General features: G+C 38.5%; 21 protein-coding genes. 5 read left to right on the plus strand and 16 right to left on the minus strand.

Annotated elements, in window-relative coordinates; genetic code table 11:
- Positions 1-29: 29 nt before the first annotated feature.
- The 4 genes from PZB74_RS20605 to PZB74_RS20620 are packed head-to-tail and all read right to left on the minus strand — an operon-like array spanning position 30 to position 5,609.
- Complete coding sequence (locus PZB74_RS20605; protein ID WP_302239131.1) at positions 30-3,131, minus strand: LamG-like jellyroll fold domain-containing protein; 3,102 nt, start codon at positions 3,129-3,131, stop codon at positions 30-32.
- Between the two features lie 2 nt (positions 3,132-3,133).
- Positions 3,134-3,829: a hypothetical protein gene (locus tag PZB74_RS20610; RefSeq protein ID WP_302239132.1), complete on the minus strand. Its 696-nt coding sequence runs from the start codon at positions 3,827-3,829 to the stop codon at positions 3,134-3,136.
- Entirely contained in the window at positions 3,826-4,563 is a 738-nt protein-coding gene (locus PZB74_RS20615; RefSeq protein WP_302239134.1) for a P-loop NTPase family protein, read from the minus strand. Before PZB74_RS20615 ends, PZB74_RS20610 begins: the two co-directional genes overlap by 4 nt.
- A 35-nt stretch (positions 4,564-4,598) precedes the next feature.
- Positions 4,599-5,609: a hypothetical protein gene (locus PZB74_RS20620; RefSeq protein WP_302239135.1), complete on the minus strand. Its 1,011-nt coding sequence runs from the start codon at positions 5,607-5,609 to the stop codon at positions 4,599-4,601.
- A 367-nt stretch (positions 5,610-5,976) separates the two neighbouring features.
- Here PZB74_RS20620 and PZB74_RS20625 point away from each other — a divergent pair, with 367 nt between their 5' ends.
- Positions 5,977-6,717 carry a hypothetical protein gene (locus PZB74_RS20625; protein WP_302239137.1) on the plus strand — a complete coding sequence of 247 codons (741 nt, stop codon included), beginning with the start codon at positions 5,977-5,979 and terminating at the stop codon, positions 6,715-6,717.
- Positions 6,718-6,819: 102 nt separating this feature from the next.
- Positions 6,820-7,098 (plus strand): hypothetical protein, encoded by a 279-nt coding sequence (locus PZB74_RS20630; protein ID WP_302239138.1) that lies wholly within the window; start codon positions 6,820-6,822, stop codon positions 7,096-7,098.
- Positions 7,099-7,110: 12 nt separating this feature from the next.
- Here the strand turns inward: PZB74_RS20630 and PZB74_RS20635 are convergent, their stop codons facing one another.
- The 7 genes from PZB74_RS20635 to PZB74_RS20665 form a co-directional block, all read right to left on the minus strand.
- Entirely contained in the window at positions 7,111-11,625 is a 4,515-nt protein-coding gene (locus tag PZB74_RS20635; RefSeq protein WP_302239139.1) for an SNF2-related protein, read from the minus strand.
- Entirely contained in the window at positions 11,622-11,792 is a 171-nt protein-coding gene (locus tag PZB74_RS20640) for a hypothetical protein (protein WP_302239141.1), read from the minus strand. The genes PZB74_RS20635 and PZB74_RS20640 overlap by 4 nt, the downstream gene beginning before the upstream one ends.
- Positions 11,793-11,839: 47 nt before the next feature.
- Positions 11,840-12,616, minus strand: a complete 777-nt coding sequence (locus tag PZB74_RS20645; protein WP_302239142.1) for an HsdM family class I SAM-dependent methyltransferase — start codon at positions 12,614-12,616, stop codon at positions 11,840-11,842.
- A 254-nt stretch (positions 12,617-12,870) separates the two neighbouring features.
- A complete protein-coding gene (locus PZB74_RS20650) occupies positions 12,871-13,602 on the minus strand; it encodes a DUF2290 domain-containing protein (RefSeq protein ID WP_302239143.1) in 732 nt (243 codons plus the stop codon).
- Positions 13,599-15,752, minus strand: a complete 2,154-nt coding sequence (locus tag PZB74_RS20655) for a DEAD/DEAH box helicase (RefSeq protein ID WP_302239145.1) — start codon at positions 15,750-15,752, stop codon at positions 13,599-13,601. The genes PZB74_RS20650 and PZB74_RS20655 overlap by 4 nt, the downstream gene beginning before the upstream one ends.
- Positions 15,753-15,932: 180 nt before the next feature.
- Positions 15,933-18,125, minus strand: coding sequence for a helicase-related protein (locus tag PZB74_RS20660; protein WP_302239146.1), 2,193 nt, complete (start codon positions 18,123-18,125; stop codon positions 15,933-15,935).
- Complete coding sequence (locus PZB74_RS20665) at positions 18,122-18,964, minus strand: HamA C-terminal domain-containing protein (protein WP_302239147.1); 843 nt, start codon at positions 18,962-18,964, stop codon at positions 18,122-18,124. The genes PZB74_RS20660 and PZB74_RS20665 overlap by 4 nt, the downstream gene beginning before the upstream one ends.
- Positions 18,965-19,354: 390 nt before the next feature.
- Between PZB74_RS20665 and PZB74_RS20670 the strand changes: the two genes are divergently transcribed.
- From PZB74_RS20670 to PZB74_RS20680, 3 genes are all read left to right on the plus strand, one after another.
- The gene (locus tag PZB74_RS20670) at positions 19,355-19,915 is read left to right on the plus strand and encodes a recombinase family protein (protein ID WP_302239149.1); all 561 of its coding nucleotides are present in this window, start codon (positions 19,355-19,357) and stop codon (positions 19,913-19,915) included.
- Between the two features lie 123 nt (positions 19,916-20,038).
- Positions 20,039-20,281 (plus strand): DUF4160 domain-containing protein, encoded by a 243-nt coding sequence (locus PZB74_RS20675; RefSeq protein ID WP_302239150.1) that lies wholly within the window; start codon positions 20,039-20,041, stop codon positions 20,279-20,281.
- Between the two features lie 5 nt (positions 20,282-20,286).
- Positions 20,287-20,772, plus strand: coding sequence for a hypothetical protein (locus tag PZB74_RS20680; protein ID WP_302239151.1), 486 nt, complete (start codon positions 20,287-20,289; stop codon positions 20,770-20,772).
- Between the two features lie 112 nt (positions 20,773-20,884).
- On the opposite strand, the gene PZB74_RS20685 is transcribed toward PZB74_RS20680, so the two are convergent.
- From PZB74_RS20685 to PZB74_RS20705, 5 genes are all read right to left on the minus strand, one after another.
- Positions 20,885-21,805, minus strand: coding sequence for a helix-turn-helix domain-containing protein (locus tag PZB74_RS20685; protein WP_302239153.1), 921 nt, complete (start codon positions 21,803-21,805; stop codon positions 20,885-20,887).
- 9 nt (positions 21,806-21,814) lie between these two features.
- Complete coding sequence (locus PZB74_RS20690; protein ID WP_302239155.1) at positions 21,815-22,735, minus strand: NAD(P)H-binding protein; 921 nt, start codon at positions 22,733-22,735, stop codon at positions 21,815-21,817.
- A gap of 231 nt (positions 22,736-22,966) precedes the next feature.
- Positions 22,967-23,923: a reverse transcriptase domain-containing protein gene (locus PZB74_RS20695; RefSeq protein WP_367281452.1), complete on the minus strand. Its 957-nt coding sequence runs from the start codon at positions 23,921-23,923 to the stop codon at positions 22,967-22,969.
- Positions 23,832-24,233: an RNA-dependent RNA polymerase family protein gene (locus PZB74_RS20700; protein ID WP_302242870.1), complete on the minus strand. Its 402-nt coding sequence runs from the start codon at positions 24,231-24,233 to the stop codon at positions 23,832-23,834. The genes PZB74_RS20695 and PZB74_RS20700 overlap by 92 nt, the downstream gene beginning before the upstream one ends.
- 669 nt (positions 24,234-24,902) lie before the next feature.
- Positions 24,903-25,397: a VOC family protein gene (locus tag PZB74_RS20705; RefSeq protein WP_302239158.1), complete on the minus strand. Its 495-nt coding sequence runs from the start codon at positions 25,395-25,397 to the stop codon at positions 24,903-24,905.
- Positions 25,398-25,440 lie beyond the last annotated feature (43 nt).

The following is a 25,440-nucleotide window of genomic DNA, read 5'->3' on the forward strand; positions in this document are numbered from 1 at the left end:
TATCTTAATTTTAAAGTAAATTTTCTCTATCAAGGAGTCTTAGTCCATTGCAAGCTGCTTTCCTCCATATAAGCGCGTTCGCCACTGATCAAATCCATAGGCACACCTGATTTCTGCATACAGGGAGCATGCAGACTGAGTTTGTCTGCCAAGTGTAAAGGCGGATTGATAGCATTGTGGCCTAATGCTCTGAGTTCATCAATCTCTGCGGTTGTCAGCACATGAGCGTTGTATACCTGGAGATTGCGCACAAAAGCGGGTGCGGGATTTTCATTGCTATCAGCACTACCAAAAAAGCCAATAGAATTAATAACCCCAGCTAAAAATACATTGTCAGAGCTGGCTACCTGATACCCATGCCTATTAAATTTGCCTTGCACGTTTTGGTCAAAAGTCAATGCTACATGCGTCCAATTACCGATTCTTGCGTCCGGTATGCTAAGGCTTGTCCTTTCTGCATTGCTATTGCCACTACTGGTATGTGCCCAGGCAAAATAAAGTGGCCTGCCTGGGTTTAGGTATTTGACTGTGATATAGCCTCCTCCTGACAATTGAGCACAGAAGAGGTTATTGGCACCTATACTACCGTTGTAGCCTGTTGCATAGTACCAAAATGATACTGAGAATTTGGTCTCATTTACATCGGTATTCCAGCTAATTCTGGCTGTCCTGTTATTGAAGATAGTAGGATTAGGACAATAGTTCGTGTCCAGTTCACCCGCTTGAAAACTGTCTATCGGGATGATAGGAGATTCATCGGAAGAAGTATAGTTTTCCAGCGTAGCATTACCTCCGCTGGTGCCCTGGTTTTGAGTGAATCCTGCAATAACTTTTACCGATGAAATGGTGAATGTATTGCCTTTCCCAATTGGCCTTAACCACAATTTGGGCACATAAGCATTGCTGCGTTTTGGCCTCAAATGAAACACATGCGTACCTACTGTATTAAACCTGCCTACATCTCCCTGATCTCCAATTTCTACTTCGCATTTGTTGCCTCCTGTCCAACTATTACATACGATCTCAACTCTGATGCTTTGCCCAAAAACACCAATGCCAGGATGAGTTAGGTTTATGAGTGGTATAGATAATTCTGCATAATCCTGAACTCCGGTATAAACAGCTTGTCCGGTGTTGGTATCAACCGCAAATTCCTGACTTTGCTTTGTCCAGTTGTGGCCTTCCTGGAAGTTTTCAGAAGCCTCATCAATGTAAACTCTAGTCATTTCTCCATACAAAACCGTATGTACCTGCTTCATGCCCTGAAAGAGCCCATTGTTATAGGCTTCCAGGACTTCCTTATCGTGCTTGGTAAACACACCTCTGTTGGCATAAAAGGCTACCAAACGGCAATCCAACTGCGTATTAGCAGGAAAGGTATTATTACTACTTGCCCAGGCGGTAAAAAGGTATTGACGACTCATGTATTTTGGGAAGAAGTCGTTATAAATAGAATTGTAGTTGTGCGTCACTACATTATTGCCCACATATCGGCCCTGATGATAAAATTTAAAGCTATTGGCATTACCCACATTACCGCACCTAATCCCGAAATGATTCCATCCTTTTTGAATACTGATCACATCACTTTGCATACGAATGACACCAGGACCGTACAAATTTTCAAACTTAAGCCGCTTGCCATTCTGAATATAAAAGTGCGTCTGGCTGCTGTTATGCTGAGAGGTAAACAGATATCGCTCTGCTCCACTGGGCACACGATCCAGGTACAGGAAGAAGTGTATTTCTCCCCCTTTGGATTCAGTTAAAGAACCATCCAGCTGTATTCTTTGTGCTTTGTTTACAGCTTGTATTTGTAGCGCTGTAGACAAAGGAGGAAGCAGCGATTTTTTAACGGTTAAGGGTACATCAGCTATACCATCATCATTTGAATCTACATAAGGCTGATATGGGTTTTTAGTATAAAAATCTTTCCAGGCAGTTTGCACTGCACCTGTGTGCTGCTCTAAAGTGTAGTTTCGCAGTTGGGCATGGTAAGGGTCAAGATATCCGACGGGTGTAGTACTTTTCCTCCATTCTAAAATTTCAATGTCACAGTCCGTGCCTAATTGCCAAACCACATCAAGTTTTCTTTGTGCAGTACCCTCATTTTGAATGTTTGCTTCAAAATCAGTAGTAGTCTTCACCACGGGCAAACTGATATACACACCACCATTTGCAGAACTGAATTGTTGCACTTGCAAACGGGCATCTGCCCTCTGTTGCGAATGTATTCTCAGCCTAATTCTAACATATTCACCTTTCCCCACATATACAGAACTATCACCATTATATACTGCATTGGAAGCATTAGGGCTAGCCGGGTCATGCGTAAGGCGATCCCCCTCCGTATAGCTGGAAGCCACTGCACCATTAACCAAAAATCTTTTGTTGGCATGATAGTTTGCTGATTTTACAACACCTATATCTTTAGCATAATTGTACTGATCTGTCACATCTACCAATACATCGCCTTCAGCATGTGTGCATGGATAATGGGCAACTACTGCACTATGTAGCGAAGAGGGAAGCAGACCACCAAACGCATGGATGTGTCGTATTTCGTGAGGAGTAGCTGTGCGGTTGCAAATAAGAAGGTGAGATATGTAGCCTGACCATCTGTTCCTGGCACTGGTATCTTCTGATATAATCAGTTCATGGGCAGGAATAGTAGAAAAGCCTGTATTGGTTTTGTAAGACTGGGTAGGTATAACAGCACCATTTATATAATACTGGCCTGTTTTTGTATTCCCATCATAGCAAAAAACCAAGTGAACAAGTTTATGAATATACTGGCTAAAAGGAATATAAAACTGATAAACGCCTGTCAGACATACCATTTGTATATACCATCTGCCACCTGATGTAGTGCTATAGGAAAACTCTATTCCTTGATTTAAACCTAATGTATCAGAGGTGAAAAGCAGATTATGGTTTGCATCTGAATTAAGTTGACAAAAGACAGATATGGTAAAGCTTTTATCTTTTTGAAGGGCTAAAGAAACATTAGGATTCACACCCGCACTGGCAAACTGCGTTTCCCTGCCGGAACCTATCCCATTGAAGGACACCATAGAATCCGCATTTACCCTATCTTGCCGGGCTTGTTTGCTCTTTGAGACTACCAACATGATTACACCCTCGTTTTTTCGTACTGCATCAATACAACCGCTTCACCAGTCTCTCCGGACTGATAGCTGACAATGATCTCCAACAGCCAAAGCGTATCATCGGCTACTACATGGGTATTGATCCAGCTTTGTAAAGCATTGATATCTGCCAATACTGTAGAACTGCCCCCATTCAGTCGGGCCTGAAAAGAATAGCTTGCCAGATTCACAGGGAGATTGATTTGAATGTTTTCAATCAGCCCTTTGAACATTAAGGGAGGGCTTACGGTGTCCAGGTCTGAATCAAACAATACCAGCAAATCAGAGCCCCCACCTCCGGAAATTGGTACCCATTCTCCATTGTCATTGTCCCACTTGTAAAAAGCATCTTCATCTTCTACGGTAGCAATACTTCCCGGAGCGGGATTGGGATGAGCTGTTTGTAAGGCAAGTAAAGAAAGATGATCGCCTAAGTCTCTTCCCGGATTAGCAGCGATCCAGTAGTTGCTATGGGTGGGAGCTATTCCCGGATTATAGCCAGCAAGCACCTGATTACGCTGATAGAACTTACCCTGAAAGATGGCTATAGCTCCACATGGGTAGTCCACAGTAGCTTGATAGGCGAACTCTACATAATGAGAATCCAGCACAAAGAAGTGGTTACCGCTCTGCCAGTTCTTGGGCTTGAGTTTGCTTAAGACTTCAGTAAATAGGCTCATGCTTGTTCTTCAGTGGGTTTGTTATCCTGCTTGACGATTTTCTTAGTGGCTATGGAATAAGGAATGAAGGTCTCTCCATAACGGTTTTTAGTGGCCTGCACATAATTGTGCTCAAAGCCAGCGTCTGATTTGACAGCTTCCAGATTAATGCCTGCATCATACAAAGGCGCGGTACCTCCCCGGATCGTGCCTTGCGTAGTCCTTTGGAAAATCACTACCCAGATGGTATCAGGAAAGTCTTTTCTCAGCTTATCAAATTCACTGGAATCTGCATCCAGTTTGTTCCAGGAGTCAATGATCACCACATCAAAGTTTTTGGCGTATTTTCGGATCGTTTGAATTCCCTCGCTGGCTTCTCCGGTCAGCTGTACCTTGGATCTGTTGGGTTTAGTGATGTAGCTATTGATCATTTTGCGCACGACATCCGACTTATCCCCCATTTCTAAGGAAAATACCCCTACATTAAATCCTGAGCCTGCAAAGGCATTAGCCAGCTGATAGGTAAATCTGGTCTTTCCTGCTCCCTGATCTCCTTCTATGGTGATGGCCAGCATATACTTTTCAAGATCGCCTAAAAGTTTGCCGATATCTCCGTTACCACGGTGGCCCTTTAGCTTAAAGGTGTTCTCAGCTTTTTTGAGTTGGTCCACAGATTGAAAGCCTGGTAAAACAGCAGCTTTGCTTTTGGTGGTTGTAGCAACCTTCTTAGCAAGCACAGGAGCTTGAGTGAGCATTTTCTTTCTGGGCTTAGTTTTTACTGATCCGGTACTTACTTTTTTTTTACAGCGCTGGCTTTCCTTGCTTTAGGCTGAGCAGGTTTTGTTGGAAGGATGTTATATTTTTTGAGTACATCCTGCAATCCAGCTAATTCAGTTTGCGTGGCATCCAGCACGGTATGGTTGCTGGTATGATTCTTCAGCTTTTTAGTGATGCTGTTGATGACTGGATAGTAATCATCTTCTTTTTTGATCTTACCCTGCTTGATCGCTTTCTCAATGGCATCCAGTAAACGCTTCATGGAAGCAATTTTATCAGTGTTGATCAAGCCAATGTAGCGATGGACCAGTCTCACCGAATCTCTTACCCTTTCATCATCCGACAGGTCCACTGCTTTTTTGAGAAGGCTTGCAGGAAGGTTAAACTTCTCCTGAGATTTGCTCATGCCGTTGTGGAAGTTGACCAGCATTCGCTGCATATCCATGATAAAATCAGCATGAGGGCTGTTTTTGCGAATCTCTTTTTTTAGAATAGCTCGCTGCAAAGCTTTTACAAAAGCAGCAATCTGAGTCTTGGTAGCTACTTTCTCATGCAGGGATTTGGCACGTTTAGCAAAACGGACTTCTGCACTGATTTTATTGACTGGCTTTGCATTTTCTTTTCTAGCAGTCTTTCGCTGTGTAGTGGTTGCCTTTTTTGTTGGTGAGGACTTTCTCTTTTGGGAAGACTTTTTTGGGGTAGATTTCCTGGGGGTTGACTTCTTTTTGGCTGTATTGCTTCTTTTATTTGCAGCAGAGCTAGTTTTTTTAGCGGTACTGCTGCTTTTGCTGGCAGTAGATTTTTTCTCTTTACCGCTGTTCTGCCTGGGCTTATCCTTAGCTTTTCCAACCCAATCAGAAACATTTTCCAGATATAAATCTATGGCCTCTTTAACCTCTGGCACTTCCTCATAAAACTGTACTGATTCTTCATAGAAGCTGTGGGCTTCCTTCAACTCAGAGGGCATTTCCTTCACTAAATCAGAGGTAATAATGCTGTTATGATTGCTTTTTGTTATTTTCATGAATAGCTAATTCTTCCCATTTGCTTTGAAAGTGCTATTCTACATTAAAGCCCAGATATAGAATTGAATTGAGCGATTATCTCTGTGTTTAGCTGATTTTAATATTGGAGCAGGTTTAAAGTAGGTAGGTTATCTTTCGTGCTAAAAATGTTCATAATAAAAGTTGCACTTTAAAAAAAAGAGGCTGAGGATATTTTTTTTAGTTTATTTTGAAGTTTCTTAAAGTATAACCAAAGCAATGATTCCTCAGTGAATTAAATGGTTATTCAGCCAAGTAAATGGGTATTTACTATTATATCTATTTATATATCAAGACTTAATTTTGAAATAGTTATTTCTATTAATCTAAAAATATTTATTTATAGGAATGAATCTTTCTAAACTATTAAATGACCCAATTTTTCACCTACCCATTTCCTATTCTGGGGATTTTGTTTCAAATGTAGAAGAAGTATTAGAAAAATATTTAGCTAAACTAAAGTCACTAAATCTAACTGATGAAGAGGATAAAAAATCCTTTACTCAACCTTTAGATAAAATTATAGAAAGACAGGAGTATTTTATCAAAGGACTAATACGTACGATTGAAATTTATTTAGAAGGCCATCCTTATGATGCATATTCTTGTTTCAAGAATACTTTAATCTATAAGGATAGCGAACATCCTGGTACTAAATGGCTAATAGCCTTTAGTAACAAATACTTTTTTAGGACTAGATGGGTAAAAGGAATTAGTTCATTCGGAGAAATGTTTCATATACCTTTTGAACAAAGGGGGATTGTTAGAAATCAAAGGTATAGTATATCAGGAGTGCCTTCCCTTTATTTAAGTACCAATTTGTATACTTGTTGGAAAGAACTTCAATGTCCGCCTTTGGATGAATTGTATTTTATTCGATTGAATGCAATTAAAAATCTCAATTTCTTTAACTTAACTTGGACCCCTAATCCCAATCCAGAAATATATCAAACACGACAATTTTACTACCGCCAACTATATGATAGTTTAATGAGATGGCCATTAATTGCCTTATGTTCGATAAGGGTTAAAAACATTCATGATTTTTTTAAGCCTGAGTACATTCTTCCTCAAATATTATTTCAATAGATTAGAAATAATAGAAATTTTGATGGCATTGTATATGATTCAACACATGTTAATAAATACGAAACTCCTCAAAAGGGCAGCTTCTATAATCTTGTCCTTCATGTGAAAGATAAAAAAAAATCAGGTTATTGTTCTCATCTTTGCAATTCATTTCAATCATCTCCTGCAATGCCTATTTCAAATATTCTTAAGATTGAAAATTACTTCAGAAACAAATACCTTAAAGCCTATAGAGACTTTGGAGATGGCATTCAAAATTATAAAAATATAATCGTTGAAAATGAAGAAGGAAAATATGTTCCTTATTCTGAAACCCTATTAAGCAAGATTGAAAGATATTCCTACAATTTCGATAAAAGAGATTTAGACTTTCTTTTATAGCTCTACATCAATTTATGCAGCCTTCTTCATTTTCAACATTTTCATCTTAATAATAATAGCTTTGGCTTTTGCCTTGGCTTTGAGCTTGTTAGAAGCTTGTGAAGTTTCTTCCCTTTCTTCTTCGGCTACTTCCTTAAGCATACTGATTTGCTTATGCTGTTGGATCTTATTGATTTCATCAGCAAATAGGCTTACTTCATTTGGTAGCAGAGAATGAGCTTGATTCATGGTATCAGCTTGAGAGTAATCCAACAGGTAGTTGAGTGTAGCAAATTCTTGCGCTCGTTCCGTGATGGTTCCCGGCCTGATCTGTAGCTTGGCTTTCTTTTCTCTTACGATGGCTTCCAACTTGCTTAAATTCTCTTCTGAGCGTAAAAACTGCCGCTCTTCCTCTACTTTCTGGATTTCAGCTTCCATTTCTTCCAGTATTGGAGATAGGTCATCATGGATGCTCATACTTTTTTTGGCAAGGGTTGTGGTTTCTGCTTTCCGTACCTGGGGAACAATGGCTCTGAATTCCGAAAAATCAGCATTAAATTGCCAGTCAGAAGAATTGATATCTCCCAATAGGTTAAGCAAACGCTTTCCTACCCTGATCAACTCTTTATCATCCCTATCTGAAGAAGCAAGAAACTCCTGTGCATCTTTGACTACATCCTGAATACGTTCTAACAGCGCTTTGCGCTGCTTTTCATCTTTGCTGCGCCAATAATACTGCTGCTCATAGTTCTTGGACAGGCCATTTCCATCGTGACCAAAAAAGTAGTCATTAGTCCGGTTGACCAACTCTTCCATTTTACGGGGTAGGCTGTCTCTAAAATTCTGGTAGGTCTTGATTCTACCTTTCAGCGTGAGCAAAGTTTTGTGCTCAGATTCCAGCACTTCTTTTTTGCGGGTATTCTCTTTTTCCTGCTTGTCCAACTCCATTTTGACCAGCTCACCGATATTGGTGTACAGCGCAAATTTCACTTCTTCCGGATCAAGGGATTCCTGATCCAGTACATTGCCTCTATCACTACGGTACCAGATGTCATTGATCCTGCTGGACTTCTCTTCCAGTTTTTGAAAGACAAACACATCCATGGAGTCATTGACCAAAGGCATCACAATTCGCACATAGCCAAATCGGTTTTTCTGCCGGTGGATTCTTCCTTCTACCTGCCTGATACTGGTAGGATTCCAATCCGGTAGTAGGATATAGAGCACGGTACCATGGTTTTGCAAATCAATTCCTTCCGTAATGGTACTGGTTCCAATAATGACTTTGACAATATTGGCCTGAAATGCATCTTTGATGGCTTCTTTACGGGTTCCAGATATTCCGGAAGTAATGATCTCTACTTCATCAAAAGTCTTTCTGTTGTTTTTGACGTTCTGCTTGTAGCCTACTTCTTCAATGAGGTATTTTTTAAGCATGGGGAAATAGTCTTTTCCCCGGTTCATATAGATCACCTGGCCGGAAACGGCTTCTCCTTTTTCCTCATGATACTGCTTCACCGAGGCTATACACTGGCAGGTATAGTCAATTTTGGGTGAGTTCTTGACAAACTCTATATGATCTTTAGGTGGCAAACCATTATAGAGTTTGGTGAAATATGGACTAATGGCATTGCTTAAAGATTGCCCCATGCTTTCCAGTATGCTTCCTCCCCTACTTTTGTCCATTGCCAGTTTGATCACCTGGTTTTGTACCGCATACTGATCTTCGGTCATAGTAAGGTAGGTAAGGATCTGCTCATCCCCTTCTAAGCGCTGCACTTCTCCGGAAGGAGTAGTACGATAAAGCTTAGGCAGATTGACTTTGATCGGTCTTAATACCCCTGCATCTTCTCCTGTTTTGTAGCTTATATGGTTGTGAATAAGCTTTTGGAGTAGCAATCGGTTGTTGAATCGCTTCACTACATATTTCTGCTGGATGGTGCCATCATAGCTGTTGGCATACTCCATTTCCTGTAGCACGAAGGTTTCCAGAAAAGAACCGATGTTTTTTAAGCCCATCTGCACCATCTTGTCATAAGCAACCATGGATAACATAGAAAATACTTCCAGCGGTGAGTTGGTAAAAGGCGTAGCGGTTAAGAGCATCACATTACGACCAAACTTACGCTGGATGTAGTTGGTCATAAAGAACATTTTGATGGCCCGGTCTGAGGCCTGCGATTCCATTTTGAAACGCTTATTGCCTTCATCATCGGTAGGCGTATTGGTAAAGACATTCTTGAAGTTATGGGCTTCATCTACTACAATAAAGTCAAAGCCTAAGCTGTCTACATCTACCCGGGTGCCTTTCTGCGCCTGGCCCACTGTTTTCTGGTTCTTCTTTTTCATCTTGGACCAGTCTCTATTGGTTTTGCCCACATCCTTCATCATCACAATGTCGTTGAGCTCATCAAAGAATTCTCTTTGCAGATTTTCTGAATAACCCAGTTGAATGAAGCCTTCATAGGTAAGCAGGGTTATGCTGTTTTCCGGTACTTCCTGCGCTAGGTCTATGCCTTTTCTGATTTGAGTGCCCAGGTTATACCAGTCATTAATAGTAATACCGGTATGAGAGAGTACTCCTGGAACAAACTGCTTGGTTTTTTTATCAGTATAGCCGATGATTTCTCGCTTCCATTTTTCATAGGTAGGGTTGGGAACTACTACCACAGGACGTTTTACTCTTCCTTCATAAAGATTATTGGCCATAGTGATGATGGCTGACATCGTTTTACCTACGCCTACATCATAGGCTACGATACCGGAACCTGCGGCCTGCATAAAAGCAATGGCCTCTCTTTGGGGAGGTGTGAATTGCAGTGTACCGTGGTTTTTACCAAAGGTTTTGCTGCACTCAAAACCAACCGGGATGCGGTGGTACATGATATCAGCAGTACCATTGTAGAGCCTGTTCCATTCAAAGTCTATTCTTTGTTTGTCCTCCAGCTGTAAGCCTTCGTGCAGGAATCGGGAGAAGAGCTTTTCTCCTTCTTCTGGCCCATACTGCATAATCATCTGCTGTTCGGCTTTATCCATGCGGTTCATGTTTCTGCCCAGCACATAGTAGTAGTAGATTTGATGGGCAGATAGATTGCCAAAATCCGTTCTTTCTAAAGTCTGCAGATAATGCCAGAATGCATCTCTCAGGGAGATTTTACTGGTCTGAGCATCTTTATAGCTATCAGCAATTTCATAACCGGTTTCTTCAGCAAGATTCTCAATCATGAAAGTTTTAGAAAACTCTGAGAAGGCCAGAATCTTGGGCCTTTCATTAGGGTCTACATGCTGAATAGAAATAGGCTTGGGGGTACGTTCTGCAATAATACTTTGATGCTTGGCAAATACAGACTCTCCAAATCTTACGATGATTTCTTCTTTGTCTTCTTCTAACTGCTTCGCCCTTTCATACATATTGCCATAGGCATAAATAGGCAATGGCAATAATTCTCCATTGGAGTAGAAAAGCAGTCCTTTTTGAACAAAGCTACTAAGACTTTCTTCGCTGACCTGCTGAGTCGTGGCTTTGATGGTACAATGATCTTTAAGTACAATGATCTTCTGGCCCTGAGGATTGGTGAGTACCAGATACACTTTATTGTTGTATTCATGCTCAAATCTGGTAGATTTACCCAGAATAGAACCGGTGGGAACGGTTGCTATTTTGTGCCAATGATTATCTAGAATAGAAGTAGCCGCGTTTGCATATGCCACCGTGGATACGGCTACATTATCTCTATCAGCACTGGTATTATTGTCCAGGAAGTATTTCTTCCATCTGGTCATAGGAGAGCCTAAAGACCTGCGATACCATACCCATACTTTGATTTCATCTTCACTAATGCCCTGATTATACATTTTGATCACTTCCTCAAAGCTGCGTTTGCCTTCTTCTTTTCGCTCTGGCTTCACAAGCTTTCCCAATGTGTAGTCATCCAGTTTTCCTAAAGTACCAGTGGGTAATACTCCCAAAGTAGCATGGAGTTGGTGCCCGGAGAGTCCTGCTAAACCAGCAAGTCCTGAAAGAGTAGTTTGAGTAGTTCTATTCGTATTCTTCATTTTGAGCATGTTCATTTTGATAATAATGGCTTTAGCTTTCGCCTTAGCCTGTAGTTTTTTCTGGTTGGTGTCGGTTGGTGGTTTAGCTTGTTCTGTGATTTGCTTATTTAGCTGTGCTTTAATTAATTGAGGGATATCCGTTTTTTTACCCTTGATCTGCAGAGGAAAGTGAAAGGAAGAAGTCACTTTTTCTTCTCCCAACTGCTTTTCAGGATGCATGGCAAACCAGGTGGAATAGCTGGCTTTCTCTTCAAAGCTTAAAGGTTCTTCAGATACCAGATTAGCAAAGAGATAGCCTTCAATAAGCTTTTCTTCACTTTCAGCAGCAGGTAAGACAAAAGGATTATCCTTAGCATAGAGTTCCGGGGATATATAGCCTTGTTTTAGCAGTGAACGTACATCATTTTTTGCCTTACGGTCTATGGGTAGCTCGTTGATGTAGTCCTCAATTATTTGAATCCTTGCTCTATAAAAGCTGGGAGACTGTTTCATGAGAGTTCCATTTCCAGTTGGTTGACTGCTGCTGACAAGCTGATTTGGTTGGTGGCTGCATAATTGAGCAACATATTCTCCATCTGTCGATATCCATCCGCACGATTGAGGATAGTAGCAATGCCCGGATAGCTTTCCAGATCAAGACTCAACAGCAGATCACGCACTTTTTGACGTAGCTGGATAATGGTATTTTCTCTTTTTTTGCTCATGGTTATAGTTTTTTAAGCACTAGAATGTCGGTGGGTACGCTGGAATTTCTAAATACTGCCGGTAGTCGGTAAGCATCTACTAAGTCAGCTATCTTACCTATCGCTTGTTTGATCTCCTTGTACTTATCTCCATTGCGCAGAAAATTAGAAGAAGTCAGGAATACGATCAGCCCATCCTTTTTAAGGAGCTTCAGCCCATAGTACAGGAAGAAATTCTCTATGGTATGATGCCTCGGCTTAGTATTAAAGTAACTGGCATAAGGCCCTAAATGAGTGCCGTAAGGAGGATTGCCGATAATCAGATCAAGGTCGGTTCCGATCCAGGGCTTGCTGGCCTTAGTAGTATAGCGGGGTGCTTCTAGGAAGAGCGTTTCAAAATATTGGTTGTAAAGGGTTGCTTTGGGGTGCAGAATTTGGGCAATCCTAAAGGATATAGGGTTGATTTCTAAACCAAACAATTTTGCCTGAGTCGGAGCATGGTCAAATATTCTTCCGGTACCGCAAGAGGGTTCTAAAACTTTTCCGTCTAGAGGAAAGCCATAGTGGTTGGCCAGATCCCACATAATTTGAATGAGAAAATCTGGTGTGTAAAACTCATCTGCTGCGCCTGCATATTCATCATCTGCATCAGAGATTCCTCCAGCACCTTCATAAGTTCTCAACAACGCTTTTTCTTCCTCACTATAGGATTCTTCCGCAGCATCTTTCCTGCGGATCATCGCTTCTATTTCTGCTTTGTTTTGGGCTTGTATTCCTGAAAAGACTTCCAATTCTGGCACTCCTTTTTTTAGGTGACAAGGTAGAATGGTATCATTTAATGGGAGTAGGTTGGAAGAGTTTGTGCTAAGTTAGGTGAGTATTTACTGGTCGAACTATAAATTGGTAATAATGGCCAATAGGCAGCAATTTAATTTTCTAGCTGAATTGTTCAGTTGCTTCCTTTCGCCTCAGCCTGATTAAGGGTTTTTAGTACCTCTCTTTTTTAAAAATGATTACTTTTACAAGTAAATAGGCTGAATAATTAATTTTGAATTCAATTAATAAATAACTCCATTTCTTCATCTAAAACCCACTTATTTTCATTAAGCTCTTTTATAATAGTAAAGGCAGCCTTTTGCTTCTTGAGTTGCTCTATAATAAACTCACTTTTAATCAGTTTTTCCTTCCAATCTGTATAATAAATATGCTTTAAAACAAATAGAACAAAACCCAAAGGGGTTACGATTTGATTGCATGGAACTCTTACATTGGTAACATGTCCAAAATGGAAATGTGCTGTTGAATGAACTAGTGGTTTGTGTAGTTTAGAATCTACATCGTACCGAATTGAAGTATTACTTGTATTTACTTGCTGTTCATTCAAATATTGTTGATACTCTTCGTAAAAAGAGCTTCCAACTGTTTCAATTTCCTCCTCATCTATATAGCCTTCATCTTTAAGATAAGTTAAGTATTGATTATATGTAAGAAACAACTGTGGGTTTTGTAAAAACATATATCTTACTTCTGGTATCCCTGCTGAAGTGTCTAGGTTTGAGTAGGAAAACTGAAAAATTGACTCATCATACATTAAAATATCGTAGTCAAAATTTTGAGTAGCAACTCGGTAAAGATTAAAATAATCCTTGCTTTGTGAGGCTTTCTTAAATTCCTGACTTACATCGTCTTTATGAATAACTTTTTCACCTACAGATATTAAAAGTTCATAATCTTTAAGTAGCTTTTGAGCTTCCTTTAAAGAACCTACAAATTTTGCTAAATTCATTTTTTGCTTATCTTTCCTTTGAGTTGTTCTACAATTTCTTCTTTGGAAAGCCCAAGTTCTTCAGCTAACTTTTCAGCTGCCCTTTCAATTTTATTTAATGCAGCCTGCTTCTTATTAATGTCCTGTCTAATTGTTATTACTTCTTCAGCACTTGGTTGAACAAAAATGAGTTTAAAATCATTTTTCTTTAGTTCATTATACTCTTCTTTACATAAATAATTAAATGACTCGAACCCAGTAATAGTAATCCATCCTAAACTTCTAGTTATTGCTGTAAATAGCTTATTACGCTCAACAATATTGTTTCTATCAGAAAATACAGCATCAGTTCCAATAGCATAGACACTACCAGCCTCATTGCCTTTAGCTTTATATATTGTAGAAAGGGTAACTTTTCCTTTCATCTTAAAGGTTGTATTATTTGAGGGGACTGTTAATAAATTAAATGAACCGATTGATTGTGCAGTGAGCAATTCACTTATCAAGCTAAAATAAGTTTTTGCATTTCTATTATCTAAACAAACTACGCTGATATCCTCGGGATTCAATTCGCTTTTTATATCCAGTATTATTTTACCTACTACAGCTTCACATTCTTCCTTGATACTAGAAAAGGACAAAATACTAATCACATCCTCACCTTCTAAAAATTGATTTTTGTAGTGAGGACTATTTATGGTTGGTCTAGAAATTTCCATGTCTTCACCTACTTGAGAGTTTCCTTTTATTACTTCAAAACCTAAACTCTCCCAATGTTCGTTGCTCTCAAGCCTTTGCACAATAGTAGGTTTAGTATCTTCTTCGTGCATATTATAGATTCCAAGCCCAAAAGAAAAAGCAGTAATTAAAGCTTTTCTCGGGTTTCTATAACATTTATATAAAACGATATCTTGCAAGTCATTTTCATTTCTACTAAAATCGATGTAGTACTTACCCTCTGAGTCTTTTCCGAATGTCTCTCTTTCATTTTGTATCTCCACATTTAAAATATTTTGAAAGTCGTCATATGCCCAAACTACGCGATTCTTTCTTGTTATTTTTCGACATATCCGATAGAAGTTTACAGGGAAGTCCTGTGCTTCATCTAGCAAAGAATAATCATACTGAGTTTTAAGGTTATGTTGGACTAGCTCTCCACATATATAATTAAATGGGTTATTTTTATCTGCTGCCTTTGCAGAAGTTAAATCAATTGGTGGCACTCCATTGTATATACAGGCATTATAGTAAACTCCTTCAAGGCTTTTCCCCCCCCATGCATGGAGGATTTGAATTTTATCCCAGTTAGGGTCTCTTTCCGCAAATTGTCTGTAAAACCTAGTAATTAATCTTTCAACATACCCCCTTAAGGATTTAGTAAAATAGGTATACAATATAAAAGCATCAGGATATTGTAAATGTATTATAGCAGCCTTCATTGCCAAAATGACAGTTTTACCAGATCCAGCTAAACCTCTTATTCTTTGTGGACCATCCAAAGTAAATAATGCTGCTCTTTTTTGTTCTAAGTCAAAAGTAAATATTTGATTTTCAATTGCCGTTAAAGTAGCCCCTTTAGTACTAGTTGGATTTTGAGGATCATTTATTATTCTTTTTGTAGCCCTCAATATACCTTTTGATCCTTCAATAGTAGCTTTTAAATCTGCAAATTGCTCATCGTTTAGTTTGGCATTTTGATTACCCTCAACAACTTCTTGAAGGGTTGTTTTTGAAAATACAACAGGGTAATCCTTCTGAGAGGCTAATTCTTTTGGTAATTCTGTACAGTTATTTAAATAAACGCAGGGACAAATATTAACAAGAAGACTACGCCTATTTTGTCTTAAAAAAGGTGCATCCTTTAATAATTTTGCATAAAGGATATTATCAATTTCCGAAAGTTTATCTAACTCACTGTCTAAATTAGGTATTCCTCTTTCGGAATAGTTTACGCATTGAAAAATGAATACTCCATAGTTTTTGGTTACTACTAAAATATTAGCACTGATTGAGCTTTCTCCATCTGGAGATGGATACAATGGAAATTCATGATAAATTGAAATAGATTCAAAATCATAATTTTCCTTGATATCAAACCATTTTGCCACTAAATCAATTGCACTAGGCTCCTTCTTAAGTAAAGTCTCATTATAATTTTTTTCTATAATCATAGCTCAGTAGAAATAACAAACCATAAATTAATAGTTTGTACGTAAAATGGAATTAAGCTTTAACTTTCTTCACCGTTAATCAAAGTCTATAAGAGTTCAAAAATAGTTATTCACTTTTTAATTTAGCTTGGGCTTGTTCTTTTTGATTAGTGCAGCTATAATAAAAATGTATTTCTGTATTTATAATGCTTTACGGATTTTTGATATCTCATAATCTATTAGCCCTTTAGATTTTAGCTCTTCATAGGATAAGCTATTTAAAAACTGAATTAGTACTTCTGGTGCTCTATCAGCATTCAAAGTTTTCCTTAGCTTACGTATTGCTGAACTTGGAAGATCATATTCCATTAGAGCTGCTAAATTAGTTTGGAGAAACCCGTGCTCAATACTACTTGCGACGTAGCTATAGTCGCCAGGTTTTATATCATGCCTCGAGAATACATAATCTTGTAGATCGCTGACTACCGAAAGCCACTTTGGAAGTTTATAATCAAACCAATGCCTAGTAATGTTTAAAATATAAAAAGTCGCCCTATCAATCCTTTCTTGCGAATTTTGATGTTTCTTGATCCAATAGGCACTATTAGCAGTGTCACTTATAAGTGCTGAGACTGACTGAAAAAAAGAATATTTCTGTGTTAATACAGTGAGCTGAGATGCACTTCGAACATCAGCCTTATTTTCATCTCCCTTAAGAAGATTGTTCCATGCTAACTCTAAAACTGCAAGAAGTTGATTGTAGGTGGGAAATGATGACCAAGTCAATAATTGGGTATAATAACTCAATCTATCTTCTATTGACTTTACGATGGCTAACTGCCCTTCTATTCCTAAACTAGCATGTTTTTTTAAAATTGATTTCAATTCTTTTGGAAGGTCCTTAAAACCAGATACTCGCTCCTTGACATCATCATCGATTTCATTATCATCTAAATTGATAAGGATTTCTAGTGGTGCAGTAGATTGATTAAAAAGTGGTATATCAACAAATAATTCCATTTGTTCGGGTTCACTTTCGAACCTGAATACTTTTCCCAAAAAATGCTTATTCATACGTCCAGATCTACCAGCAATATTCTTGTAATCAAAGAAATCTATCTTCTTTCTGCCTTTTTGTTTATCAAAAAGGATGACATTTTTTGCTGATGTATTTACACCTTCTATTAATGTTGAAGTACAGAAAAGATGCCTAATGGACCCTTCATTGAATAGGTCCACGAGTGAACTCCCTAAGTGTCTTGGCAAAGCCCCGTGATGCGCTCCAACTCCAATTTTTAAGCCTTCGATTAGTGACCATTTAGAATTAATATTCTCACTGATCCATTCAATTACTTCATTATTATTTTTTTCAAAATTTTCTATATTAGATCTATCATTATGTAGATGTTGAACGTACTCAAGACTTAGCTGTGTAGCTTTGTTTGGTGAGGAACAATAGATTAATGTTGGTTCCTGTTCCGAGTCAAGAAGTTTAAACAAACTCTTCTTCTTCAGTTCTTTTTTCTCTTTTGCTTTGAGCTCTCCATGAACGTGGAGATCAACTTCGTCTACTGCAACAGTTGAGTAACGGGTATGAAGCCAAGTAAACTCAAATCGGTCCTGAAAAGTGGCAGGAATACTCTTAATCATTGGCCCTAACATATAGAATTTATTTGTATGTTTTAACAGTTTATGGAAGGCTTGATTTAGTGTAATAGCTCTGTCATCATCCCGATCTAAGCTGAGCTTGTAAAACTCATCAATGACAAAAAAATCTATCTCTGGAAAGTTTCCATACTCTACTACTCGCTCACCTGTAAAAAGAAATATATTACCAACTTGCGTACTTGGTTCCTGATTGGTAGAAACAATAACTTTATATTGATCTCTGTACATTAACAACTTTTTTCTAGTCTCATCTAGTAGAGCTAGCGTAGGTTGAATTATAACAATGTTTGTGTATATATTGCTTGCTACTACCTCTTCAATTAGAAGGCTTTTCCCAAAGCTGGTAGGAGCGCTTACAACAACGGATTTTTTATCTAGTAATTGTAAAGAAAGAGTTTGTTGTTCACTATGTAGATAGACGTTTTTTAAATGAGGTGATTGATGATATTCATACCGAAGCAATCCACTTGAAGAAATGCTTTCTGTTTCAAGGTATGGATACAAACCAGCAGCCTCTGTCAAATCATTCCAGATACCTGCAGTAGCTTTATCCAACTTGTTCCAAGAATCCTGAATTCTGATAATTATGTCTCTCGCTTGATTTTCTCTTTCCCTATCTCTCAAAAATTTAGAACATAGCTTAGAAAGATTAAAACTATCATCATAAGAAATAACCTCACTTGATGAGATAAATTCTATAGCCTCCTGATAGGTACTGATGTTCATATATTTTGCATGTTTTTTAATCTATCATGTAATCCAGAAGTTAGCAAATTTTTGTCCTCAATTGGTAAAAGCATTAAAATAATGTCAACTGATGTTGAAATTTTAGCGTGTTTAAATTCTTGCTCAAGACTTTTACACTCAGACACAAAGGCTTCTAAGTATTCCTGGGTATTGTCAGAATGTTCTTTAAATAATGGGCTTGTATATGTACAAGCCATTGGAATACAAATCCCGTCGAAAATTGCATCGAGTGTATTATTTTCATGCATAAGGTCCAACCAATAATCCCTATCAGGAACAGATCCATGAATTTTTGTGGAAACAAGCATGAATTCTTTCCTTAAGTAATCTTCATTCAGGTGCTGCTTCAAATCCTCAGCAAGAGCTTTGACACCTGAGACACCACTAGTGTAAAGTTTAGATTCTCCAAGCCAAAGTTTTTTGGCATTACCTTCATTTACAATATGTATACCATCAAAACCTTTAACTGTTGTATTAGTAGAATCCTTAAAGTTAATTTTAGACAGAAGAGGAATGGTACCGCAAAAATCCCTTAATAACAGGTGTAGTATAACTTCACCAAACTCACCACGTTTTGAATATTTGTCTGTGGTATAAAGACGCAGAGCCGCTTCCCTTAATCTTCTTCTTGCTTCGGTTATTGGTATACTATTACCTTCATAATATCCAAGAGAAAATTCAGGAATTACGTCGGCTATTATATCCAGCAAAGGCTTAAGTCTAAATTTGTTTTGATCAAATCCTATGTTGTAGCACCTGAGAGAAGATTCCGAAATTTGTTCTTCGATAATTTTTTCAGACTTAAATGGTCTTGGCATATTTGCTATGATTCGACATAAGTTTTATAACAATCAAGGTAAAAAGTGGAAGAGGCCTCAGCCTAGGATATTTGCCAAGTATTGTTATTCATTACTTTATTCAACATTTTCTAAGTTCATCTTCATCTTTGCCTTAGTGAAAGTTATTTCTCCATTAACTTAGAAGGTGCAAAAATTCTTGAGGTAGACCCTCCGCTCCCTGTGTGTCACCAACATTCTTTTTATCGTTGACGACAATGTTAATAAAACGAAGGTTAACTTTACCACTTAGCGTAAGTACAATCACCCTCCTTATTTCTTCGTATTGCCTCTTAATATAGTAAAGAAAATGTGTTAAAAAATCTAAGTAAAGTTATTTTCTATAAATTAGGGTATTTTAACCCTTGAGATATGAAAATAGGTTACGCCAGAGTTTCTACTATAGATCAAAATTTACATCTCCAAAAAGACGCACTTACCAATGCAGGCTGTGAGAAAATCATAGTTGACACCATTAGTGGCTCTGTGGTACTTCGTCCTGGCCTGGAAAAAGTAAAAGAACAGCTTCGTGAGGGAGACTCATTGGTAGTTTGGAGATTGGATCGTCTGGGTCGCTCTCTCAAAGATCTGATTAGCTGGTCCGGGTATTTAGAAGAAAGAGGTATAGGATTGGTAAGTCTTCAAGAATCCATTGATACCAGTTCCTCTACCGGTAAGCTTGTTTTCCACATGTTTGGTGCTCTGGCAGAGTTTGAGCGCAACCTGATTCGTGAAAGAACCATGGCAGGCCTTCATGCAGCCCGTTCCCGAGGTAAAATGGGAGGCAGACCTAAAGCGCTTACCAAAGACAAGCAAAAACTCCTGATGCAGCTGTATAATGATGATAACATATCAGTAAAAGAAATCTGCCAGATGATGAATATCTCTAAGCCAACGCTTTACAAATATGTTAAGACTGATATCGCAAGTTAGGGTAATGTTTATTTACATGGTACTCCAAACGAAGGAGACAATCTCTTTGCAGTACTCCCTCCTATAGGCAGGCAAAATAGTACATATACTTTTTTATAATGATAGTATTTACTATCTTTGTGAATGCCGGAGGTATTAAGAACATTAGGGTATATCTTCTTCTTCTACAGTAATGATCATCTTCCTATACATATACATGTAAAAGGCAAAGGAGGGTCTGCACGATATGATCTTGAACCGGAAATTAAGCTTACTGACAGTAAGGGGTTAAAAACCAAAGAACTCAAGCAGATTGAAAAGCTTATTTCTCAAAGAAGAGGACAATTAGTTGCCGCCTGGCATCAGTATTTCAAAGAAAAAAATTAGATATTATGGAAGAGTTCTTTTATGCCACCGTGGAAACGGCTACTGGGGAGAATGATGAAAATGATCGTCTTTACCGTACTTTTTACGACCAGGATAAAGTGCGTTTTCAGCGCAATGATGGTGAAGGGGAAATAGAGTTTTCTCTTCATGATTCCAGCAAAGTATTGATGAGCCATCTGGTACCCGTAGAGGATATAGAACAATTATCTGTTTTTCTCAGGGACAATCAGGATATCATACAGGCCCGATTGAAAGGAGAATGGATCGAAGTAGAGGAGGACATGGATAAATTTTTTAAAACCCCTAAGTGGCTATCACTCCCTTGGATCAACCTCAGTCAGGTATGTATAATGCTTTACGGTAAGAAGGACAAAAGCACTACTGCTTATTTTACTTTGAAAAGGCAGGGTAAGCGTCCTTGGAAAGCTGAAGAACTGGATAGGCTTGAAGAAATACGCAAGCAGATGATCAAACAGGTGCAAGCTGCATGAACTGCATATTCTCAACGATCCGTTCCTTTGCCTTTTAAGTAGGTTTAAACGTCAATTCCTACTTTTCCCTACACGATTAGCGGTTTGTGGTTTCGCTTCTTTGTTCTTTTATTCAGTTAAATGACCGTCTATATTCCAAAGGCGAAAAGCTTGTTTTTGTTTTGAATAGCTTACTGAACGACTGTGAATGTTCAAAGCCTAATGTATAAGCAATTTCACTTACTGACAAGTTGGTATTTGATAACTTCTCTTTTGCTTTCTCAATCAATTTTTCGTGGATATGTTGTTGTGTGCTTTGCCCCGTCAAGGTTTTCAACAAACAACTTAAATAGTTAGGTGATACATTTAATTCTTTAGCAATATTTTGAACAGTAGGTAATCCACTTTCTATCAAGCTATCCTGATTGAAATATTCTTTGAGTATTTCTTCCAGACGATTTAATATTTTATGGTTGGATATTTTTCTGGTTATAAATTGACGATGATAAAATCTGTCTGAATAATTGAGTAACACTTCTATTTGGGCAATGATGAGGGGTTGGCTAAACTTATCAATATTGGAAACATACTCCTGCTTGATACTTTGAAAAATATTGATAATTGTGGTCTCTTCTTTATCTGAAAGATGTAAGGCTTCATTTGCCGAATAACTAAAGAAGTCATGTTGTTTTATGGATTTTGCTAATGGACTTTGCCATAAAAAATTGGGATGAATGAGCAGCATCCACCCCGAAAGTTCATAATCTCCATCTGTCTCAACTGAAAAAACCTGTTTGGGAGCAATGAAAAACATGACACCTTCATCAAAATCGTAGGTTTGCTGACCATATTTATATTTTATCCTGGAATCAACATTTCTTTTTAATGCAATAGAGTAAAAGTCAAATATCCAACTGCTTTGCTCATCAGCTGAAAGATTCCTTATTTCATCCAAATTTATAACACTCATCAATGGGTGTTCTGGTTTAGGTAAGCCTCGGAATCTATGGTATTCGCTAATTGTTTTGATATGGTGAGGCGGTGTGTTTTTCATAATCTATTGCTATAGTTGATTATACGCTTCAGCAAAGTCTTGAGCAAAATCTTTTATTTTAACTTTGCCCAGCGTGGCAGGTTTGTGAAAATTGTAATGATCATACAATAAACCACTGTTTATAGCTGCATACATTTCCGTCATGCCCTCGGCAATGGCTGGTTGCATGCCAGCAGCTTCCAGACCTTCTCTCATCTGTTCATCCGTTAAGGTTACCCATTTTAAGTGTGGGTTTCCTATCGATTCACCTAAGATAGTTACCAATTCATTGTAAGTAAGTTCATCACTTGCGACATACCGTACTTTTTGGCCAGCAAGTGGTGAGGTAATCTCCTCGGCAATGACGCTAGCAATATCCACGGGTGATACCCACGCATTTACAACTTCACCTCCGATATTAGATGCTATAAAATCATTTTCCTTAGCGGAATGAACCTGCGGCAGCAAATTGTAATAAAATTCGGTAGGACGAATGTGAGTAAGAGCAACATCCGAAGGTAATGCATTGAGTATGCTTTCAACATAAAAAGTACCCTGAAGTATGCCGTTACCGTCCTTCATATGAGCTCCGATGCTACTTAGATTAACAACTTTTTTCACTCTGCTTTGTGTTATGGCTTGTGCGTAGTTATTCCCCAGACCTTTATAATAGGCAAGTAAATCAAGGTCATGGTCAAAATAGTTTGCCGGTGGCACCATACAAAATACAGCATCAGCACCTGTAAATGCTGAAGTAATAAAATTAACATCTTCTAAAGAGCCAATTGCTGCTGTCGCTCCTATAGCTTCAATGTCTTTTTGTCTTTCAGCATTACTGCTTATCACTGTGACTGAATGTCCTTTTTGTACTAACTTTTGGGTTAGCGGTCTACCTATGTGACCTAACGAACCTGCAAGTGTAATTTTCATCTTTTCTGTTTTTATGTTCATTGCAAAATTGCTCAACAAAATTCCACAGAAACAGAAAGAGGTTTGTAGTCAAATATATGTTTGTTGTAGGCTAATGTAAGGTCAGTTATTTTTTTTATTAATGTTTTGTCGTGACGCATTGCTGGCAACGTTTAGTGTCGAGTAGACAAGGGGAGTCTCACCCCAAGCCTCTCACAGAACCGTACGTGACAGTCTCCCGTCATACGGCTCTTCTTATACAAATCTATTAGCTTAATTGGAATATCCGACATGCCAATGGTAGAACAAACTCGGATACTGTTCCCGAACTCTGTCCAGCCATTTATAGGCTTTTGTTAGACTATACCTATATCGCTTATAATGGTACCTTGCCCACCTCACTAACTTTATTCGCAATACGTAAAACACTTTCGACAAACTGTAGCCACGGAATTTCCCGAAGTATTGTATCCATCCTCTAAGTTTGGGATTAAGATGATGAGCTATCCCAACTATGCTTTCGCAAGTCATTCTTGGAATTTTCATCTTCCTGATTACTTCAAATATTCGTGATCTGGATTTAATGCTCATCGCACAATCATAGCCTAAAAACAGTTTACCTGTTTTCTTTGACTTTGCTGACCGAGGCTGGAAGGTGTATCCTAAAAAGTCAAATTTTACTTTCTCGAATGTCCCTTTCCTTCTTGAATCCTTACAATACACGATCTTTGTTTTCTCAGGATGTAGCCGAAGACCACATTCCTGCACCCTTTCTTTTACAATCTGTAAGGTCTGCTCTGCTTGATCTTGTGTCTTGCAGTGAATAATTATATCATCCGCATAACGCACAAATTGCACTGATGGACTTGTCCGGTTTATCCATGCATCGAGTGTATAATGAAGGTATAAATTGGCTAATAGTGGGCTGATCACTCCGCCTTGTGGCGTGCCTGTTGTTCTCTTTATTAACGCTCCCTGTCTTGTTTCTATTGGACTTTGCAACCATCTTCTGATGTATAGCATCACCCAGCTTTCACTTACATGTCTGTCTAGTGCTTTGAGTAGCTTGTCATGATCAATTTCATCAAAGAAGCTTTTGATATCTAAATCTATTACCCAATCGTTTTTCCAACAGTTCTTACGTACCTGATCGAGTGCCTGATGGGCATTCCTGCCAGGCCGATAACCTATAGGAATTGGAATGAAAGATCTCCTCAAATCTGGCTTCAATTTGATTCTTAACCACTGTTTGGGCTACTCTATCGCTGATCGTTGGAATACCCAATTGACGAACTGATCCATCTTTCTTAGGGATTTCAACTTGTAGAACTGGCGGTGGAAAGTAACTCCCTGAAGACAGGCGGTTCCAGACTTTGTACAGATGCTTACTTCTCTCTTTGTCATATTCTGACATACTTAAATGATCAACTCCTGCACTTTTCCCGTTACGCCTTACTTGTAAGTAGGCCTTCCAAACCATTTCTTTGGTGATAGGTACTGATCGCCAGGCGACCCTGTTTGTCTTTTCAAATTCAATCATTCTCTTGCGAGTTGTAAAAATTGATCGACTGTATAAGCTAATCCCTTCGCTCCAATCCCATTACGGGATATTCATTACTACTACGGATTAGTCCGCACCTGAAATAAGCTTTGCTATTTGGCCTCTAGTTTGCGCTATTGTGCCTTTTACTTTGTATCTTATTCCAGATTCCCGAGTTCCGTATTTAAGCCTGAATAAAGGCCGCGGTGGCACCGTCATGCCTCCTATATGACCTCTGCCGTATAGCCAGTAATCAGGTTTCCGCTATACCTTTTCATGTTTGTCATACTTCAAACACTTTTGACAGATTGTAGCACTTTCTCGACACTTCATCGGAGGTTCATTTGCATTCATCTCCTTTATTCCTACCTGACAGTCTCTTGGACTACCTTTTCCTTAACGCTCAATACCAAGGCTCTTTACCATAGCACCTTAAGGCGGTTTGATGCCCCCTCCTGAAAGGCAACACCGGTGGGTCGGTTCCACCATCTTTTATACAGTTATGTAACGATTTTCAGCCGTTCGTTACTCTCGGCACACATAAGAGCAGTAGCGGACTAAAAGCTACTACCATTCAGATAGCAAGATACTAATTAAACAAAAAAACGGTTCGAGTTTACACCCGAATCGCTATTGCTTTTATACCTTGTTGTGCGTTCGCTCTTTTTTCTAATTTGGCGAATGAAGTCCCATTTTATTTCCTTCCGAGTCGTGAAAAATAGCGAAAAATCCACTCTCGTCTGCGTGTGGTGTTTTAGGAATAATAATTTTTCCGCTATTTTCTACTACTTTATCAAGAATAGTTTGCAAGTTATCTCCACCATTCAGATAAATAGTAACTCCTTTGGCAGAAGGCTCGTAACCTTCTCCTTTCATAATAACTCCTGTTACCATTTGGTCTTGGTATGGGAATAAGCCCATTTCCATTCCTGGAAATTCTAACCTTTCAATTTCTACTCCTAGAATTTCTTTGTAAAAGTTAATAGCTCTTGAAATGTCCGTTGCTGGAATCTCAAATATTGATACATAACTGTTCATATTCTTGTATTTTTTGACTGTTGTCTCTTTAGTTGGATTTGATTCGGAAGCAGAAGTGCTTTCGTTTTTACAGGCTGCAATGCCAAAAGTCAAGGCAATAATTGTGATGAATAATGTGTATTTCATTTTCCGTTTTTTGTTAACGGAACAAAATTAGCAGTGTATAGTC

It is taken from the genome of Porifericola rhodea (assembly GCF_030506305.1).
Taxonomy (GTDB): Bacteria; Bacteroidota; Bacteroidia; order Cytophagales; family Cyclobacteriaceae; genus Catalinimonas; species Catalinimonas rhodea.